Raw genomic sequence first — 19,058 nt, forward strand, 5'->3', positions numbered from 1 at the left:
CTCGCCGAGGCTACCCCCGGCCTCCGACGCCGAGCTGCTCGCGGGGGAGAAGGGGGTCAGCTCGTGGCGAGCTTGCGGGCCGCCATGTTCTGCTCGACCTCCTGCTGCCACAGGTCGTTGGCGTGCGTGGTGTCGACTTCCTGCTCGTAGCGGTCCGTCATGTCCGGGGTCACGTCGGCGGCGTCGACGTAGAACTGCTGGTACCAGCGCCGGTGCTGATACACCGGCCCGTCCTCTTCGGTCAGCAGCGGATTCTCGATGGGGGACTTGTTCTTCCAGATCTCGACGTCTTCGAGGAATCCTTCGCCGAACGACCGGTTCATCGCGCCGGCCAGCTTGGCTGCCTTGTCGGCGGGCAGGCCGGGCATCTCCTGCACCGCGACACCCCACTGCAGCATGAACGAGTTGTGGGTGACGGGGTAGTGGCAGTTGATCAGCGCGACCTCGACGGTGAAATTCGGTGCGAGGTCGTTGTGCAGCCAGTTGATCATGTATGCGGGCCCGAAATAAGTCGCCTCGGAGCGCAGATACGTTCCCTCCCACAGCTTCTCGGGATCCGGGGTGAAGTCGGGCCGCGGCTTGGACTCCATGAACTGACTGGCCGTGTGGCCTTCGATGACGTTCTTGAAGTACGTCGGATAGGCGTGGTGGATGTAGAAGAAGTGCGCCATGTCGACGTTGTTGTCGACGATTTCACGGCAGTGCGCCCCTTCGATGAGGATGGAACTCCACTGCCACGGCGACCAGCGGCCCTCGTCGAACCCCTCGATGGTCGGCGGGGTCAGTTCCGGTGCGGGCGTGGAGCGCTCCGGGTCGTGCCACACGAGCAGCTGGCCGTTGACCTCCGTCGTCTGCCAGGCGCGGGTGCGGGCCAGCCGCGGTGTGCGTTTGGCGTAGGGCACCAGCGTGCACTTGCCGTCGCCGCCCCAGCGCCAGTCGTGGAACGGGCAGGCGACGTCGTCGCCTTTGATGCTGCCCTGCGCGAGGTTTCCGCCCATGTGCCTGCAGTAGCCGTCGAGAACCCTGAGCTCGCCGTGGGAGTCGGCGAAGACGACCAGCATCGAACCGAACGCGTTGATGCCGTGCGGTTTACCGTCGCGGAAGGACTCCGCGAGGCCGAGGCAGTGCCACCCGCGCGCGAACCGCGTCATGGCCTTGCCGGTGTCGATGTCGCGGACGTCTGTTCCTGCAGTGCTCATGGCCTGGTTCCTTTCACCATGTCCAGCACGGCCAAGTGGCTGAAGACCATGCTGGTGCCGATCGGGTTGCCGCCGCCCGGGTAGGCGGTACCGCTGGGGGCGGCCATCGTGTTGCCCGCCGCGTAGAGTCCCGGGATCACAGTGTCCGCCCTGTCGAGCACGCCCGCGGCGGTATCGGTCCGCAATCCGCCCTTGGTGCCGAGGTCGGAGACGCCGAACGCGGCCGCGTGGAACGGGCCCTTCTCGATCGGGTACAGCGGGGGCGCTCCACCGGAGAAGGCCCTGTCGTAGGGTTCGTCGCCGCGGCCGAAATCCTCGTCGACGCCGCGGCCGACGAACTCGTTGAACCGGGCGACGGTCTCGGCGAGGTTCTGCGGCGGAACGCCGATGGCGACCGCGAGTTCCTCGAGAGTGTCTGCGCTGCGCCACAAGTCGGCGGCGACATACTTCTCGGGCTCGACCATCGACACGTTGGTGGCCTTGACCGGGGGCATGAGCCCTTCGCGGTCGTCGTAAACCATCCAGAACGGGAGCGTGACGCGACCGTCGTCCATCGCCGCGAGCACCGCGCGGCCCAGACGGTCATAGGCCGCCGACTCGTTGACGAACCGCCTGCCGTGATCGTCGACGAAGATCCCGCCGGTGAACCACAGCGCGAACGCCGAGGAACCGTCGGGGTGAGTCAGCCCCGGAGACCACCACGCCTGATCCATCAGATCGGTGTCGGCGCCGGCGGCGATACCGGCCAGGTGTGCGAGGCCACGGTTTCCCCATGGTCCCATGGTGTCCCGCGAGTCGCCCGGCACTCCGTAGCGGGCCCGCATCTCGTCGTTGTGTTCGAATCCGCCCGCGGCGAGCAGCACCCCTCGGCGGGTACGGATGGCCCGGCGCTGCCCGTCGCTGTCGACGATCGCCCCGGTGACGGCCCCGTCTTCGACGACCAGCTCGACGAGAGCAGTGTTCAGGCGGGCCGAGGAGTGCGGGTACCGGGCGGTGGCTGCCAGGAATCGCGCGATGAGAGCGCGTCCGCCGACGAAGTAGTCCGTCGGCTGCGCTCGGCCCAGCCGGTCCGCGTCGAGGGGACCCCGGACGAGCTCACACAGGTCCGGTGCGGCGGCCACCTTCAGGGGCTTGGCGGCGATGTGCCGCATGCCGTCGGCGCGCGCCTTCGGCGCCTTGCCGAAGTAGTCGGGCCACGGCAGTAGCGAGAACTTCAGCAGCTCATCGGTTTCGAGGTACTCGATCAGCGGTGCGCCGCTGCGCACGTAGGTCTCCTGCAGCGCGCGCGGCGTGCGGTCGCCGACGACCGCGGTGTAGTACGCCAGTGCGTCGTCGAGGGTGTCGTCGGCGCCGGCGCGCTGCAGTACGGGGTTGCAGGGGAACCACATTCCGCCACCGCCCGAATACGCGGTGGTGCCGCCGAACTTCTCGGTCGCCTCGACCAGGATGACGTCGAGGCCTTCGCGCGCCGCGGTGTAGGCACCCGTGACGCCTCCGGCGCCCGAACCCGCCACCAGGACATCGGTGGTCTCATCCCACTCGGGCATGCTGTGCTCTTCCGTGCGTGGCGAATTCCGCGTCCAGTGCGGCACGGTCGTCGCCGGTCATCAGTCGGTACCGCGGACGCCCGCGGCCCTCCCACCGGAACACCGTCTCGCCCGCGTGCCAGCGCTCGGCCTGCAGGTCGCGCTTGAGGATCTTGTTCGACCCGGTGACGGGCAGGTTCGCCGAGACCCGCAGGAAACGGGGAAACCCTTTGGAACCCAGGTCGTCCTGGTCCACGAGGTAGGACACGAACGCGTCGGCGTCGAACGACGCCGGATCGGCGACCTCGACCGCCGCCATCACCTGATCGCCCGATCTCGGGTCGGGAACGCCGTACACCGCCGCCGCGACGATCCCGGGGTGACGGCGTATCACGCGTTCGATCGCCAGCGCCGAGGTGTTCTCGCCGTCGACCCGGATCCAGTCGCCGCGGCGTCCCGCGAAATACAGGAACCCGTTGTCGTCGACGTACCCGAGGTCGCCGGTCCAGTACCACCCGTTGCGCACGCGTTCGGCGTCGGCGGCGTCGTTGCGGTAATACCCCTCGAAGTCCCGCGCGCCACGGCGGTCGACGATCTCGCCGATCGCGTCGTCGGCGTTGAGCACACGGCCCCGGTCGTCGAGAACCGCGGTGGGACAGACATTCGTCGTCTCGGGATCGACGACCACGACGTCGTCGTGGGCGGGTCTACCGAGCGCCGTAGGCGGTGCGGCCGGGTCGGGTGTCGCGACCGCGCCGCCCTCGCTGGAGCCGTAACCCTCGTACAGTTCGGCGCCGAACCGGCGGCGGAATTCGTTCTGGTCCTCGGGGGAGGCCTCGGTGCCGAACCCCCGCTGCAGGGGGTTGTCGGCGTCGTCGGGCAGTTCCGGGGTGGCCATGAGGTAGGCCAGCGCCTTGCCGACGTAGGTGAAGAACGTGGCGCCGAAATAGCGGACGTCGGAGAGGAACCGGGACGCCGAGAACGTCGGGGTGAGGCAGATGGTGGCGCCGTTGGCCAACGCCGGTGCCCACAGGGCCATCAGCGCATTGCCGTGGAACAGCGGCATACAGCAGTAGTCGACGTCGTCGCGGTGGTGGCCGAACTTGTCGGTGGCGGTGTACGCGATGCGCGCGAGACGGCCCTGGGTGCACCTGACCGCCTTGGACGATCCCGTGGTTCCCGACGTGAACAGAAGCAGCAGTAGCGAATCGGGGCCCACGCCCGCTGCGGGCATCGGCGCGCTCCGGTGCCCGTCGAGGCGCTGTCGATATCCCGGTTCGTCGACCACCAGCACGCGGTCCGCGTCGAAGCCCAGATCGAGCCTCACGTCGAGGTCGTGCAGCCGTTCGGCGCCGGCGGTGTCGGTGACGATCAGCCCGCAGTCGGCGTGCCGGATGTCGGCGGCCAGTCCGGAGGCGCCCCGGGTGGGATTCAGTCCGACGATGGTGGCGCCGGCCAGTGCGGCGCCACCGAGCCAGAACACGAAATCGGGCACGTTGTCCAGGAGCACGCCGATGTGAAAGGGGGCAGAAGAGTTGCCCCACAACGCCTGGGCGAACGCTGCTCGTGTCGCCGACTCGCCGACCACCTCATCCCAGGTCCAGTCCCGTTCGCGGGTCCGCAGGCCGGGCCGCTGATCGCCGCGTCGGTCGAGCAGCATGGTCGCCACATCCGGGCGTCGCTCGGTCATGGTCGGCTGATCTCGTGGACGGGGTCGGCACATTCGGTCGCCTCGGCGGACAGTTGCCTCTTGAGGATCTTGAACGTCTCGGTGCGGGGGAGCGCGGCGGCGGTGCGTACGAATTTGGGCCACTGCTTGGGCCCGAGGTCGGCCTGCGCGGACAGGAATCGCGTGAACGCCTCCGGATCGAAGACGGTGTCACCGGGCAGGACCAGCGCGGCCATCACCTGGTCGCCGACGGCGGGGTCGGGAATGGGATAGACGGCGGCCTCGGTGACGCCGGGGAAGCGCATCAGGATCCGCTCGATGGGCGCCGTGCCGAGGTTCTCGCCGTCGACACGCATCCAGTCGCCGAGCCTGCCCGCGAAGTACGCGAAACCGTCCTCGTCGCGGTAGGCGAGGTCTCCGCTGTGGTAGACCCCGCCCCGCATCCGTTCGGCCTCGGCCTCGGGATCTCGGTAATAGCCCCGGAACTGGCCGGGGCCGTCGATGTTGACCAGTTCCCCGACCACGCCGGGAGGGCACTCGGCGCCGGTGTCGACGTCGAGGATCGTCACCCCGCCGACCAGCGGCCCCAGCGCCCCGTCGGGGGTGTCCGGGGTGCGGGCGATGGAGACCCCGCCCTCACTCGAACCGAAGCCGTCGACCACCTGGACCCCGAAGCGCCGGGCGAAGCGGCTCAGATCCCGTGGTGCGCCCTCGTTTCCGTAGGCCACGCGCAGCGGGTTGTCGGCGTCGTCGGGGCGTTCGGGAGTGGCCAGGATGTAGGACAGCGGCTTGCCGACGTAGTTGGCGTACGTCGCGCCGAACCGCCGCACGTCCGGGATGAACTGCGACGCAGAGAACTTGCGACGCAACGCGATCGAGGCACCGGCGGCCACGGCGGGTGCCCACCCGGCCATGATCGCGTTGGAATGGAACAGCGGCATCGACAGGTAGCAGGTATCCGACGCGCCGAGGCCGAAGCGCTCGGCGAGCATCACACCCGGGAACGCGACCTTCTCGTGCGTGCACCGCACCGCTTTCGGGTCCCCGCTCGTGCCCGAGGTGAAGATCAGCATGAACAGGTCGTCGGGATCGGGGCGGCGGAACTCGACGGCCGCTCCGTCGTGGGCCGCGAGTTCTGCACCGAATTCCGCGGATTCGACGTCCACGGCGTCGATGTCCACGGCGTCGATGCCCGCAGCCGCGTTGTCCCGGTCGGCCAGCACCACCTGGCAGTCGGCATGGTCGATGTCGCGCCGCAACGCATCGCCGCGACGCGTCGGGTTCAGGCCCACCGGCACGATTCCCGACAGCGCCGCCGCCACCAGCACGGTGCCGAAGAACGGTGTGTTGCCCAGCAGCACACCGACATGGGGTGGCCGGTCGGGATTCAGCCGGGCACGCAGGGCGGACGCGAGCGCGGCACCCTCACGGATGTGGCGGCGCCAGCTGACGAACGACGGCACCTCCGACCCGGGCTCCGCCCAGCGCACACCCCTGTCGTCCACCTCCGCGAGGTCCGCCAGCAGTGACGAGACGGTGGCCACCGGGACGTCAGGCCGGGGTGTCGGCCAGCTCGCGGCCGATACGCAGCAGCTGCCCCGTCGCCCCGCCGACCGCGAATTCCGTCTGCTTGGCGGCCAGGAAATAGCGGTGCACCGGGTGGTCGATGTCGATACCCACGCCCCCGTGGACGTGGACGGCGGTGTGCGCGACCCGGTGGCCGGCCTCGGCCGCCCAGAACGCGGTGCTGGCGACGTCGATATCGGCGGGCAGGTCCTCCGACAACCGCCACGCGGCCTGGGTCAGCGTCAGGCGCAGGCCCTTGATGTCGATGTAGCCGTCGGCCAGTCGCGACGACACGGCCTGGAAGCTGCCGATCGGTCGGTCGAACTGCTCGCGTTCGCGCGCGTATTCGGCGGTCATCTCGAGGGCGCGCTCCACGACGCCGAGCTGATAGGCGCTGCGGCCCAGCGCATGCCGCAGGAGAAGCCAGTCCAGCACCTCCGGGCCGCCGACGCGGCGGTCGGCCCCGACGGACGTGCCCTGCAGCTCGAGGGCGCCGACGCTGCCGTGGCCGGTCGTGTCGAGCGCGGTGACCGTGACCCCACTGTCCTGCGACGAGACGAGGAAAACCGCGACGCCCGAATCGGTTTCGGCCGGGACGAGGAACGCATCGGCGCTGCCGGCGAACGCCACCTGGGTTCTGGTGCCGGTGAGGGTGACGGCGTCGCCGGTGGTCTGGGCGCGGACGGGACCTTCGCCCATCTCCCCGTCGAGCGCGACCGAGAGGACCTTGTCGCCCTGGATGGCCGCGGTGCCCCATTCCTGCTGCAGTGTCTCGGATCCGAATCTGGCCAGGGCCCCGGCGCCGAGGACGACGGACTCCAGGAACGGGACGGCGCCGAGCTGGCGGCCGAGTGCCACGAGCACCGCCACCTCCTCCAGCACCCCGAATCCGCCGCCGCCCAGGGCTTCCGGGGATGTGGTGGACAGGATGTCGGCGTCGATCAGCTTGCCCCACAGGCTCTTGTCGAACCGTTCGTCGAGTGTGTCGAGCTCGCGCTGATGCTCCGGTGTGCACACCGACTCGGTGATGGTGCGCACCAGACCGCCGAGGTCCTCGCTGGCCTCTGTCGTCGTGAAGTCCATGTGAAGTCCCCTTACCGGTTGACTCGGGGCAGGCCGAGTGCCACCATGCCGATGATGTCGCGCTGGATCTCGTTGGTGCCGCCGCCGAACGTGAGGATCAGGCAGGAGCGGTGCATCCGCTCGATCCGGCCGCGCAGCAGGGCGCCGGGGGAGTTCGTGCGCAGCGTCGCCGCAGTGCCCAGCACCTCCATCAGCAGCCGGTAGGCCTCGGTCGCCAGCTCGGTGCCGTAGACCTTGGCCGCCGAGGCGTCGGCCGGAGACGGCGCGGCGTCGGTGGCCGAGGCCAGCTCCCAGTTGATCAGCTTGAGCACCTCGGCCTTGGCGTGCACGCGGGCCAGGTTCAGCTGTACCCATTCGGAGTCGATGAGCCGCTTGCCGTGGATGTCCTTGGTGTTCTGCGCCCACTCGCGAACCCCGTTGAGCGCCACGAAGATCGGCTGTGCCGACACGAGTGCGACCCGTTCGTGGTTGAGCTGGTTGGTGACGAGCTTCCAGCCGCCGTTCTCCTCGCCCACGAGCGCCGTCTTGGGCACCCGCACGTCCTGGTAGTACGTCGCGCTGGTGTCCACACCGGACATCGTGTGCACCGGCGTCCACGAGAAACCCTCGGCGGTCGTCGGCACGATCAGCATCGAGATGCCGCGGTGCTTCTTGGCTTCCGGGTTGGTGCGCACGGCGAGCCACACGTAGTCGGCGTAGGCGATGAGGCTGGTCCACATCTTCTGGCCGTTGATGACGTAGTCGTCGCCGTCGTGCACCGCGGTGGTGCGCAGCGACGCCAGGTCGGTGCCCGCCCCCGGCTCGGAGTAACCGATCGAGAAGTGCAGATCGCCCGCGGCGATCTTGGGCAGGAAGAAGTTCTTCTGCTCGTCGGTGCCGAAGTGCATGATCGTGGGCGCGACGCTGTTGATCGTCAGGAACGGCACCGGCACGTTGGCGATCGCGGCCTCGTCGTTGAAGATCAGGCCGTCCATCGGCGGGCGGGCCTGGCCGCCGAACTCCTTGGGCCACGACAGCGTGAGCCAGCCGTCCTTGCCCATCTGCGCGACGGTCTCGCGGTAGACGTTGCCGCGACCCATCTCCCCGTCGCTGGCGGCCAGCGCCTCCGCGCGCTCGGGGGTCATGAGCTTGGTGAAGTACGCCCGCAGTTCGCGGCGCAACTCCTCCTGTTCAGGGCTGTAGCCGATCCGCATCGCGTCGTCCTCACTTGTCTGCGAGCCTTGTGTTCGGGCGCCGCCCCCGAGCCTCGGGTGACACCTCAGGTCTTCCCCGGTTGTAACACGTTCTAGTGTTGGGGTCCAGGGTGGTGACACACTAGGTGCCCGGCAAGATCGGATCAGCAGCCCGGACCGACAGGAGAAACTCATGCGAGTGGAAGTGGATCGTGACCGTTGCGAAGGCAACGCCGTGTGTGTCGGAATAGCCCCCGACCTGTTCGACCTTGACGACGACGACTACGCGGTCGTCAAGGCAGATCCGGTGCCTGCGGACGAGGAGGCGGTGGCCGAGCAGTCCATCGCCGAATGCCCGCGCGCCGCCCTCATCCGCCACGACTAGAGGTATTCGTACTTTGTCTGAAAATTCGTCCCCCCGGGGGACCGACATCGATCTGTCCGGTCACGTCGCGGTGGTCACCGGGGCCGCCGCCGGTCTGGGCCGCGCCGAGGCCATCGGGCTGGCCGCCGCCGGAGCGACCGTCGTCGTCAACGACATCGCCCCGGCGCTCGACAAGTCCGACGTCCTGGACGAGATCGCCTCGGCGGGCGCCAAGGGAATCGCCGTTGCGGGCGACATCAGCGAGCGCTCCACGGCCGACGAACTCGTCGAGACCGCCGACGGCCTCGGTGGTCTGGGCATCGTCGTGAACAACGCCGGCATCACCCGGGACCGCATCCTGTTCAACATGACCGACGAGGAGTGGGACGCGGTCATCGCGGTGCACCTGCGCGGTCACTTCCTGCTGACCCGCAACGCCGCCACCTACTGGCGGTCGAAGGCCAAGGCCGGGGATGGCCAGGTGTACGGACGGATCATCAACACGTCCTCGGAGGCGGGGCTCTCGGGCCCGGTCGGTCAGCCGAACTACGGCGCGGCCAAGGCCGGTATCACCGCACTGACCCTGTCGGCTGCCCGCGCGCTCGGCCGGTTCGGGGTGCGGGCGAATGCCATCGCCCCGCGGGCCCGCACCGCGATGACCGCCGGGGTCTTCGGCGACGCACCCGAGCTGCCCGACGGCGGTGTCGACCCGCTCTCGCCCGAACACGTCGTGAACCTGGTCCGATTCCTGGCCTCCCCGGCCGCCGAAGCCGTCAACGGACAGCTGTTCATCGTTTATGGTCCGACGGTGACCCTCATTGCGGCTCCGACGGCGGAGCAGCAGTTCAGCGCCGACGGCGACGCCTGGGACCCGTCGGCGCTCTCGGACACGCTGCAGAACTACTTTGCTGATCGTGATCCGGAACGGAGTTTCTCCGCGGCGATGGGGCTGGGCGATCGAGACTGACAGTCTTGGTTGTCACGCACCGAAATCCGCTAGAACACGTTCTAGAATGAGCTGGATCACAGTGCCCTTGAACAGGTGGTTTATAACGATTAGGACCTGTTTCACCGTTCTTTGACACTGCGAACACGTTCTAGTTAATATGAGCCGGCTCACTAAGAGCAGCGCTGAAAACATTGGTGGGGACCCGACCGGCGCGACCTGAACCTGGCACTTCGCCACGGGGCTGGTGCGCACACACGGTCCCGACCCCCCGTCCCGAGAACGGAGCCGAGCTTGATCGAACAGCTTGCGGCGCCTGCGCGGGCCGTGGGCGGGTTCGTCGAGATGTCCTTGGATACGTTCGTCAAGACATTTCGCCGCCCGTTCCAGTTCCGGGAATTCCTCGAGCAGACCTGGATGATCGCCCGCGTCTCGCTGGTGCCGACACTGCTCGTCGCGATCCCGTTCACAGTGCTGGTCGCCTTCACGCTGAACATCCTGCTGCGGGAGATCGGCGCCGCCGACCTCTCGGGGGCGGGCACGGCCTTCGGGACCATCACGCAGCTGGGTCCCGTCGTCACCGTGCTGGTGGTCGCCGGTGCGGGCGCCACCGCGATCTGTGCCGACCTCGGCGCGCGCACCATCCGTGAGGAGATCGACGCGATGCGCGTGCTGGGCATCGACCCGATCCAGCGCCTCGTCGTGCCCCGGGTGCTGGCGTCCACGTTCGTGGCACTTCTGCTCAACGGCCTGGTCTGTCTGATCGGCCTGGCGGGCGGATACGTGTTCTCGGTCTTCCTGCAGGGCGTCAACCCGGGTGCGTTCATCAACGGCCTGACGGTGCTGACGGGCCTGGGTGAGCTGTTGCTCGCCGAGATCAAGGCACTGCTGTTCGGGGTGGTCGCCGGGCTGGTCGGCTGTTACCGCGGGCTCACCGTCAAGGGCGGGCCCAAAGGTGTGGGCAACGCCGTGAACGAAACGGTGGTCTATGCGTTCATCTGTCTGTTCGTGATCAACGTGATCATGACGGCGATCGGCGTGAGAGTGCTGGTGCGGTAGCGATGAGCGCTGACGCAGTGATGAGCTCCGGCGAAGAGCACAGCGCGAAGAGCCGAGGGCTCCGATGAGCTACGACGCCACCGTTCGTTTCCGCCGGCTCTTCCGCGGCCTGCCCAGGGCGGTCGACACCGTGGGTGAGCAGGCGCTCTTCTACGGCGAATCGATCCGCTACATCCCCAACGCGGTCACCCGCTACCGCAAGGAGACCATCCGGCTCATCGCCGAGATGACCATGGGCACGGGTGCACTCGTGATGATCGGCGGCACGGTCGGTGTCGCGGCCTTCATGACGCTGGCCTCCGGCGGTGTCATCGCCGTGCAGGGCTACTCGTCGCTGGGCAACATCGGCATCGAGGCGCTCACGGGCTTCCTGTCGGCCTTCCTCAACGTCCGCATCGTGGCGCCGGTGATCGCCGGCATCGCGCTCGCGGCGACGATCGGCGCGGGCGCCACGGCACAGCTGGGTGCGATGCGGGTCGCCGAGGAGATCGACGCCGTGGAATCGATGGCGGTGCACTCGGTTTCCTACCTGGTGTCCACCCGCCTCATGGCCGGGCTGATCGCGATCGTCCCGCTCTACGCGCTCTCGGTGCTGGCCGCGTTCTTCGCCGCACGGTTCACGACCGTCTACATCAACGGACAGTCGGCGGGCCTCTACGACCACTACTTCAACACCTTCCTGATCCCGAGCGACCTGCTGTGGTCGTTCCTGCAGGCCATCGTGATGTCGATCGCGGTGATGCTCGTGCACACCTACTACGGCTACAACGCCTCGGGTGGTCCCGTGGGCGTCGGTATCGCCGTGGGTCAGGCGGTGCGCACGTCGCTGATCGTGGTGGTCACGATCGTGCTGTTCATCTCACTCGCCGTCTACGGCGCGTCCGGCAACTTCAACCTCTCGGGATAGGGCGGGAACCTCATGGCCGACGGTGACGCGAAGCGCAGCCACGTCAGGATCGCAGCGGCGATCCTGGCCGCGCTGGTGCTCGCCGCCGCGGTCTTCACCTACCTCTCCTACACCGCGGCGTTCACCTCGACGGACAAGGTGACGGTGTTCTCCCCGCGCGCCGGCCTGGTCATGGAGGACAAGGCGAAGGTCAAGTTCCGCGGCGTGCAGGTCGGTGAGGTCGAGTCCATCGAATACGCCGGCGACACAGCGAAGCTGACGCTGGCGATCCGCAGCGGCGAGCTGCGTTACATCCCGTCGAATGCGCCGGTGCGGATCGCCGGCACCACAATCTTCGGCGCGAAGGCCGTCGAGTTCCTGCCGCCCAACGACCCGAGGCCTACGTCGCTGGAGCCGGGCGCCGAAGTGCGCGCCGGCGATGTGCAGCTCGAGGTCAACACGCTGTTCCAGACCCTGACGGACACGCTGCAGAAGGTGGACCCGGTCAGCCTCAACGCCACGATGTCCGCGCTCGCCGAGGGTCTGCGAGGCAACGGCGACGACGTCGGCGCGTTGATGTCGGGCTTCACCACCTACCTCGGTCAGCTGAATCCGAAACTGCCTGCCCTGCAGGAGGATCTGCGCAGGACCGCCGAGGTCGCAAACATCTACGGCGACGCCGCTCCGGACCTGGTCCGGGTCTTCGAGAACGCACCGTCGATCGCGCAGACCATCGTCGACGAGGAGGACAACCTCAACGCGACGCTGCTGGCCGCGACCGGGCTGGCCAACAACGGCACCGCAACACTCGAGCCCGCCGCCGACAACTACATCGCCGCCGTGCAGCGGCTGCGTGCGCCGCTCAAGGTCGCCGGGGAGTACTCGCCGGTGATCGGCTGCACCCTGAAGGGCACCGCGAAGGCCATCGACCGGTTCGCCCCGATCATCGGAGGCATCCGGCCCGGACTGTTCGTGTCGTCGAGCTTCATCCCCGGCGCCCCCGCCTACACCTACCCCGAGAGCCTGCCGATCGTGAACGCCTCCGGCGGCCCGAACTGCCGTGGCCTGCCGGATGTTCCGAGCAAGCAGTACGGCGGCAGCTGGTACCGGACGCCGTTCCTGGTGACCGACAACGCCTACGTTCCCTACCAGCCGAACACCGAGTTGCAGTTCGACGCACCGTCGACGCTGCAGTTCCTGTTCAACGGCGCATACGCGGAAAGGGACGATTTCTGATGAATCACCGCCGCACGGTCGTCAACGTCTCGATCTTCACCGTCGTCATGCTGTTGGTGGCGAGCATGCTCATCGTGGTCTTCGGTGAGTTTCGGTTCGGGTCCGACCAGGACTATCACGCCACCTTCCCCGACGCGTCGCGGCTGAAGTCGGGCCAGGACGTCCGCATCGCCGGCGTCCCCGTGGGCAGCGTGAAGGACGTGTCCCTCAACGAGGACAACACGGTCGATGTCGCCTTCACCGTGAACGAGAAGTACCAGCTCTACACGTCCACCAAGGCGGTGGTGCGGTACGAGAACCTGGTCGGCGACCGGTACCTGGAGATCACTTCGGGGCCCGGGGATCTCGTGAAGTTGCCGCGGGGCGGCACCATCACCCAGACCGAACCGGCGCTGGATCTCGACGCGTTGCTCGGTGGTCTGCGCCCGGTGCTCAAGGGACTGGACGGTGAGAAGGTCAACCAGATCAGCAACGCCGTCATCGAACTGCTGCAGGGCAACGGCGGCGCGCTGTCGAGCATGCTGTCGAGCACGAGCGCGTTCACCCAGAACCTCGCGGCCCGCGATCAGCTGATCGGCGACGTGATCACCAACCTCAACACCGTGCTGGGCACCGTCGACGACAAGGGCGCCGAGTTCGATGCCAGCGTGGACCGGCTGCAGAAACTGCTGACCGGTCTGGCCGAGGGCCGGGATCCCATCGCCGGCGCCATCGGTCCGCTCGCGCAGGCAGAGGTGGATCTGACGCAGATGCTGCAGGAGTCGCGCAGGCCGCTGCAGGGCGTCATCGAGAACGTCCGCCCGCTGGCCCAGCGCCTCGACGAGCGCAAGGGTGACGTCAACAAGGTCATCGAGCCGCTGGCCGAGAACTACCTGCGACTGAACGCGCTCGGCGCCTACGGCGCCTTCTTCAACATCTACTACTGCTCCATCCGGATGAAGATCAACGGCCCGGCGGGAAGCGACATCCTGATCCCGTTCGGTGGGCCGCCGGATCCGTCGAAGGGGAGGTGTTCTGAGAATGGCTAGGTCCGGACCCCGAGACGGGAGCAACCCGCTCCGCACAGGAATCTTCGGCATCGTCCTCGTCGTGTGCCTGGTGCTGGTGTCGTTCGGCTACTCCAGCCTCCCGTTCATGCCGCAGGGCAAGCAGTACGAGGCGTTCTTCATCGACGCCGGGGGCATCACGCCGGGGAACGACGTCAACGTCTCCGGCATCCGCGTCGGCAAGGTCACCGGGGTGGCGCTGGCGGGGGACGCCGCGAAGGTCACGTTCACCGTGGATCGCAAGGTCCCGGTGGGCAACCAGTCGCTCGTCGCCATCAAGACCGACACGGTCTTGGGGGAGAAGTCCCTGGCCGTCACGCCCAAGGGCAGTGGGTCGGAGACGACGATCCCGTTGGGCCGCACCACGACTCCGTACACGCTCAACACCGCCCTGCAGGACCTCGGCCAGAACGCCAGCGAGCTGGACAAGCCCCGGTTCGAGACGGCGATCAACACCCTGACCGACTCGCTGCGCGACGCGACGCCGCAGCTGCGCAACGCCCTCGACGGGGTCACCAATCTGTCGCGCAGCCTGAACAAGCGCGACGAGGCGCTCGAGCAGCTGCTCGGACACGCCAAGCGGGTCTCCGACATGCTGGCCGCACGTGCGGGCCAGGTGAACCAGCTGATCGTCGATGGCAATCTGCTTTTCGCCGCGCTCGACGAGCGCCGTCAGGCCCTGAGCAACCTCATTGCCGGGATCGACGATGTGTCGCAACAGCTCTCGGGGTTCGTCGCCGACAACAAGGTCGAGTTCGGGCCGGCACTGGAGAAGCTGAACCTGGTGATGGACAACCTGCTCGAGCGCCGCGAACACATCGGAGAGGCGCTGCGCCGCCTTCCCCCGTATGCCACTGCGCTGGGTGAGGTCGTCGGATCGGGCTCGGGCTTCAACATCAACCTCTACGGCCTGCCTCCGGCGAGCCTCGCCGAGGTACTGCTCGACACCTACTTCCAGCCGGGCAAGCTGCCCGACAGTCTCGCCGACTACCTGCGCGGGTTCATCTCCGAGCGCATGATCATCAGGCCGAAGTCGCCATGACCGAACCGAGAGCGAACCGTCATCGCGGCCTGCGCATCGCAGTGGCCGTCGCGCTGGTGGCCGTGCTGGCGGTCGGCGTGTACCTGATCTGGCCGTCACGCACCGGCAACAAGGTCGTCGCGTACTTCGAGTCCGCGGTCGGTCTCTACTCCGGCGACGAGGTCCGCATCATCGGCGTGCCGGTGGGCTCCATCGATTCCATCGAGCCGAGGGCCGGCGACGTCAAGATCACGATGTCGCTCGACGACGGCGTGAAGGTTCCCGAGAACGCCCAGGCACTGATCATCGCGCCGAATCTCGTTGCCGCGCGCTTCATTCAGCTCACCCCCGCCTACACCGGCGGTGCGGTGATGGCCGACGGCACGGAGATCGGTCTCGACCGCACCGCGGTTCCCGTGGAATGGGACGAGGTCAAGGAGCAGCTGACGCAGCTGAGCGCCCAGCTCGGCCCGCAACAGGGTTCGGTGCAGGGTCCGCTCACCGCGTTCGTGAACCAGGCCGCCGACACCTTCGACGGCAACGGCGACACGTTCCGGCAGGCGGTCAGGGAGCTGTCGCAGACCGCGGGTCGCCTGGGTGATTCGCGCACGGACCTCTTCGGCACGATTCGCAACCTCCAGGTGCTCGTGGACGCGCTGTCCAACAGCAACGAGCAGATCGTCCAGTTCACCAACCATGTCGCCTCGGTGTCGCAGGTGCTCGCAGACAGCTCCGCCGACCTCGACGGCACGTTGAGCACCTTGAACCAGGCCCTCGGCGACGTGCGCGGCCTACTCCAGGACAACAACACGGCGCTCATCGACCAGGTCGGAAAGCTCGCGGACTTCACCCAGATCCTGACCGACCACAGCGACGACATCGAGCAGGTGCTGCACGTCACGCCCAATGGTCTGTCGAACTTCTACAACATCTACAACCCCGCCCAGGGCACCGTCGGCGGCCTGCTCTCGCTGCCGAACTTCGCCAACCCGGTGCAGTTCATCTGCGGCGGTACCTTCGACGTCGGTGCGTCGCCGGACAACTACAAGCGCGCCGAGATCTGCAGGCAGCGAATGGGTCCGGTGTTCAAGCGCATTGCGATGAACTACCCGCCGGTGCTGTTCCACCCGATCAACAGCATCACCGCCTACAAGGGGCAGGTCATCTACGACACACCCGCCACCGAGGCGAAGGCCGAGACCCCGGTGCCGTATCTGCAGTGGCAGAACGCGCCCGGCGTCACCCCGCCGGTGATCCCGCCCGACGCGGACCTGGCGTCGCTGCTGGTGCCGCCGGCGCCCGAGGAAACCTCCGGCGCATCCGCTCCTCCGGCCTCGACGTCGCATGTCGGCGGCCCGGAGGCCGCCACACCGGGGGCTGCCCCCGGCCCGGTGCCGGGGGGTGCGGGCGGATGATCCGCAAAGCACTCGCGTTCGGCTCGCTGCCGCTGCTGGTGGCCGGGTGTCAGTTCGGCGGCCTCAACTCGCTGGACATGCCGGGCACGGCCGGCCACGGGGCGGGCGCGTTCACCGTCACCGTGCAGCTGCCCGATGTGACGACGCTCCCGCAGAACTCGCCGGTCATGGTCAACGACGTGACGGTCGGCAGTGTGTCCGGCATCGAAGCGGTGCAGGGCTCCGACGGGACCTTCTACGCGGCAGTGCAACTGTCGCTGGACGGCGACGTCACCCTGCCGGAGAACGCCATCGCCAACGTCGCGCAGACGTCCCTGCTCGGATCGCAGCACATCGAGCTCGCGCCGCCACCGGACGAGCCGGGTGTGGGCCGCCTCCAGGAGGGCTCGAACATCCCGATCGATCGGACCGGCCGGTACCCGAGCACCGAAGAGGTGCTGTCCTCGCTGGGCGTGGTGGTGAACAAGGGCAATCTCGGTGCGCTGCAAGACATCACCGAGGAGACCTACAACGCGGTGGTCGGCCGGGAAGGGACGTTCGCCGAGCTGATCCCGCGGCTGGCCGAGCTGACCGGTTCGCTGGACCGGCAGACCAACGACATCATCGCCGCCGCCGAGGGACTCGACCGGTTCGCCGGAATCCTGGCCAGGAGCAAGGACAGCCTCGGCCGCACGCTGGACACCCTCCCGGCCGCGCTGGACGTGCTGAACCGCAACCGCACGCACATCGTCGACGCGTTCGGCGCGCTGCGCAGCTTCGCCCTGGTGGGTTCACGGATCCTGCAGGAGACCAAGACCGACTTCGCCGCGGACTTCAAGGACCTGTACCCGATCATCAAGTCGCTCAACGACAACGCCGATGACTTCATCAAGAGCCTGGAGTTCCTGCCGACGTTCCCGTTCCACTACGAATACCTCCGCAACGCGGTGCGCGGTGACTACCTGAACGTGTTCGTGACCTTCGACCTGACGCTGCGCCGGCTGGGTGAGACGGTGTTCACCACGTCCAAAGGGCTCGACCCGAACATGAAGAGGATGAACGAGATCATCACGCCGCCCGACTTCATGACCGGATCGGTGGCCAATCTGTCCGGCCAGGCAGCGGATCCGTTCACGATCCCGCCGGGCACGGCCGCACAGCACGAGGGGGCGCCCTGATGATCGACCGCCTCTCCAGGATCCAGCTGATGATCTTCGCCGTCGTCACGGTGCTGACCGTCGGTGCGATCTCGATCTACTACCTGAGGCTGCCCGAAGCCGTCGGCATCGGGTCCTACAAGATCTCTGCGGATTTCGAGGCGGGCGGCGGCCTCTACGAGAATGCCAACGTCACCTACCGCGGTGTGACGGTCGGCAGGGTCGAATCGGTGGGTCTGACCGACAACGGCGTGGTCGCGCGCATGCAGATCAACAGCGGCACTCCGATCCCGGAAGACGTCACCGCGACCGTGAAGAGCGTGTCGGCCATCGGTGAGCAGTACGTCGACCTGGTGCCGCCCGAGGGTGCCTCGCAGGCGACGCTTCGCGACGGCTCGACCATCGCGATGGACCACACCGCGATCGGTCAGGACATCTACGGCCTGCTCGAGCAGTCCGACGCATTGATCAGCAGCATCGGGGACAGCCGCCTGCAGGACCTCCTGCGCGAGACCTTCAAGGCGTTCAACGGGTCCGGTCCCGAGCTCGCACGGCTGATCCAGTCCTCGCGGCTGCTGGTCGACGAGGCCAATGCCAGCTACGGACAGACCTCGCAGCTCATCGATCAGGCGCTGCCGTTCCTGGAGGCCCAGATCCGCAGCGGCGACGACACCCGGTCGCTGGCCGACGGTCTGGCGCGGCTCACCGCCGAGGTGTCCAACGCCGACCCGCAGCTGCGCGAGACCCTGCAGACCGTGCCCGGTACCACCGAGGCCGCGAACACCACGTTCGAGGGCATCCGGCCGACGTTCCCGGTCCTGGCGGCCAACCTCGCCAACTTCGGCCGGATCGGCGTGATCTACAACAAGTCCCTCGAGCACGCCCTGGTGGTGTTCCCGGCGCTGCTCGCCGCGCTGAACACCGTCGCCGGCGGTCTGCCCGCCGACGAGGGCGGCAAGCTCGACTTCAAGATCGATCTCGGCGACCCACCGCCGTGCTCGGTGGGCTTCATCCCGCCCAGCCAGATCCGCACGCCGGCGGACACCACGCTTCGCGAACTGCCCACCGACATGTACTGCAAGGTGGCACAGAACGATCCGAGTGTGGTGCGCGGCGCCCGCAACTACCCGTGCCAGGAATTCCCCGGCAAGCGGGCCCCGACGATCCAGCTGTGCCGCGATCCGAAGGGCTACGTGCCGATCGGCACCAACCCGTGGCGCGGGCCGCCCGTCCCATACGGCACGCCGGTCACCGACGGGCGGAACATCCTGCCGCCCAACAAGTTCCCGATGATCCCGCCGCAGGTGGATCCCGACCCCGGGCCGCCGTCGGTGCAGTTGCCGCCCGGTGTCGCCCCGGGGCCGGGCCCGGCGCCGCACGCGCCGTTCCCGCTGCCGGTGCCGCCGAACGAGGTGGGTCCGCCGCCGCCGCCGTGGCCGTACTTCGCGCCGCCGGACCAGAACGTGCCGCCGTACGGTCGTCCGCCGCTGGCGCCGCCGCCGGGGCCCGTTCCCGCTCCGGCACCGGGTTCGCCGGTCCTGCCGCCCGCGGCACCTGCTCCGTCAGGCCCGCTTCTGCCGGCCGAGGCGATCCCGCAGGCCGGCGCGAGCTACGACCAGAACGGGGTGTTCGTGGACCCTGCGGGCGGAACTGGCGTCTTCGCGGGCGGAACTGACACACTGGCGCCCGCAGAGAACTGGGTCGACCTGATGTTGTCGCCCAAGCAGGCATAGG

The 19,058-nt window shown here is 68.0% G+C and carries 16 protein-coding genes; 10 read left to right on the forward strand and 6 right to left on the reverse strand.

Going from position 1 to position 19,058, the window contains the following annotated elements; genetic code table 11:
• Positions 1-56 precede the first annotated feature (56 nt).
• From FHR72_RS10540 to FHR72_RS10565, 6 genes are read right to left on the reverse strand one after another with little or no spacing between them, the layout of a single operon-like run.
• Positions 57-1,199 (reverse strand): 3-ketosteroid-9-alpha-monooxygenase, oxygenase component, encoded by a 1,143-nt coding sequence (locus FHR72_RS10540; protein WP_183467921.1) that lies wholly within the window; start codon positions 1,197-1,199, stop codon positions 57-59.
• The gene (locus FHR72_RS10545) at positions 1,196-2,746 is read right to left on the reverse strand and encodes an FAD-binding protein (protein ID WP_183467922.1); all 1,551 of its coding nucleotides are present in this window, start codon (positions 2,744-2,746) and stop codon (positions 1,196-1,198) included. Before FHR72_RS10545 ends, FHR72_RS10540 begins: the two co-directional genes overlap by 4 nt.
• The gene (gene casI, locus FHR72_RS10550; RefSeq protein WP_183467923.1) at positions 2,730-4,415 is read right to left on the reverse strand and encodes a steroid-22-oyl-CoA synthetase; all 1,686 of its coding nucleotides are present in this window, start codon (positions 4,413-4,415) and stop codon (positions 2,730-2,732) included. The genes FHR72_RS10545 and casI overlap by 17 nt, the downstream gene beginning before the upstream one ends.
• Positions 4,412-5,938 carry a long-chain-fatty-acid--CoA ligase FadD17 gene (fadD17, locus tag FHR72_RS10555; RefSeq protein WP_183467924.1) on the reverse strand — a complete coding sequence of 509 codons (1,527 nt, stop codon included), beginning with the start codon at positions 5,936-5,938 and terminating at the stop codon, positions 4,412-4,414. Before fadD17 ends, casI begins: the two co-directional genes overlap by 4 nt.
• Positions 5,939-5,945: 7 nt before the next feature.
• Complete coding sequence (locus FHR72_RS10560; protein WP_183467925.1) at positions 5,946-7,043, reverse strand: acyl-CoA dehydrogenase family protein; 1,098 nt, start codon at positions 7,041-7,043, stop codon at positions 5,946-5,948.
• Between the two features lie 11 nt (positions 7,044-7,054).
• A complete protein-coding gene (locus FHR72_RS10565; RefSeq protein WP_183467926.1) occupies positions 7,055-8,236 on the reverse strand; it encodes an acyl-CoA dehydrogenase family protein in 1,182 nt (393 codons plus the stop codon).
• Positions 8,237-8,408: 172 nt separating this feature from the next.
• Here FHR72_RS10565 and FHR72_RS10570 point away from each other — a divergent pair, with 172 nt between their 5' ends.
• The 10 genes from FHR72_RS10570 (at position 8,409) to FHR72_RS10615 (ending at position 19,057) form a co-directional block, all read left to right on the forward strand.
• Positions 8,409-8,600 (forward strand): ferredoxin, encoded by a 192-nt coding sequence (locus FHR72_RS10570; RefSeq protein WP_183467927.1) that lies wholly within the window; start codon positions 8,409-8,411, stop codon positions 8,598-8,600.
• A gap of 13 nt (positions 8,601-8,613) precedes the next feature.
• Entirely contained in the window at positions 8,614-9,546 is a 933-nt protein-coding gene (locus FHR72_RS10575) for a 3-oxoacyl-ACP reductase (RefSeq protein WP_183467928.1), read from the forward strand.
• Between the two features lie 273 nt (positions 9,547-9,819).
• Positions 9,820-10,584 carry an MlaE family ABC transporter permease gene (locus FHR72_RS10580; protein WP_183467929.1) on the forward strand — a complete coding sequence of 255 codons (765 nt, stop codon included), beginning with the start codon at positions 9,820-9,822 and terminating at the stop codon, positions 10,582-10,584.
• Positions 10,585-10,648: 64 nt separating this feature from the next.
• Positions 10,649-11,491 carry an MlaE family ABC transporter permease gene (locus tag FHR72_RS10585; protein WP_183467930.1) on the forward strand — a complete coding sequence of 281 codons (843 nt, stop codon included), beginning with the start codon at positions 10,649-10,651 and terminating at the stop codon, positions 11,489-11,491.
• 12 nt (positions 11,492-11,503) lie between these two features.
• Positions 11,504-12,706: an MCE family protein gene (locus FHR72_RS10590; protein WP_183467931.1), complete on the forward strand. Its 1,203-nt coding sequence runs from the start codon at positions 11,504-11,506 to the stop codon at positions 12,704-12,706.
• The gene (locus FHR72_RS10595) at positions 12,706-13,734 is read left to right on the forward strand and encodes an MCE family protein (RefSeq protein ID WP_183467932.1); all 1,029 of its coding nucleotides are present in this window, start codon (positions 12,706-12,708) and stop codon (positions 13,732-13,734) included. The genes FHR72_RS10590 and FHR72_RS10595 overlap by 1 nt, the downstream gene beginning before the upstream one ends.
• Positions 13,727-14,794, forward strand: coding sequence for an MCE family protein (locus FHR72_RS10600; protein WP_183467933.1), 1,068 nt, complete (start codon positions 13,727-13,729; stop codon positions 14,792-14,794). The genes FHR72_RS10595 and FHR72_RS10600 overlap by 8 nt, the downstream gene beginning before the upstream one ends.
• Positions 14,791-16,188 (forward strand): MCE family protein, encoded by a 1,398-nt coding sequence (locus FHR72_RS10605; protein ID WP_183467934.1) that lies wholly within the window; start codon positions 14,791-14,793, stop codon positions 16,186-16,188. The genes FHR72_RS10600 and FHR72_RS10605 overlap by 4 nt, the downstream gene beginning before the upstream one ends.
• Entirely contained in the window at positions 16,185-17,345 is a 1,161-nt protein-coding gene (locus tag FHR72_RS10610) for an MCE family protein (protein ID WP_183467935.1), read from the forward strand. Before FHR72_RS10605 ends, FHR72_RS10610 begins: the two co-directional genes overlap by 4 nt.
• A complete protein-coding gene (locus tag FHR72_RS10615; protein WP_183467936.1) occupies positions 17,345-19,057 on the forward strand; it encodes an MCE family protein in 1,713 nt (570 codons plus the stop codon). Before FHR72_RS10610 ends, FHR72_RS10615 begins: the two co-directional genes overlap by 1 nt.
• Position 19,058 lies beyond the last annotated feature (1 nt).

The organism is Mycolicibacterium iranicum (genome assembly GCF_014190915.1).
Taxonomy (GTDB): Bacteria; Actinomycetota; Actinomycetes; order Mycobacteriales; family Mycobacteriaceae; genus Mycobacterium; species Mycobacterium iranicum_B.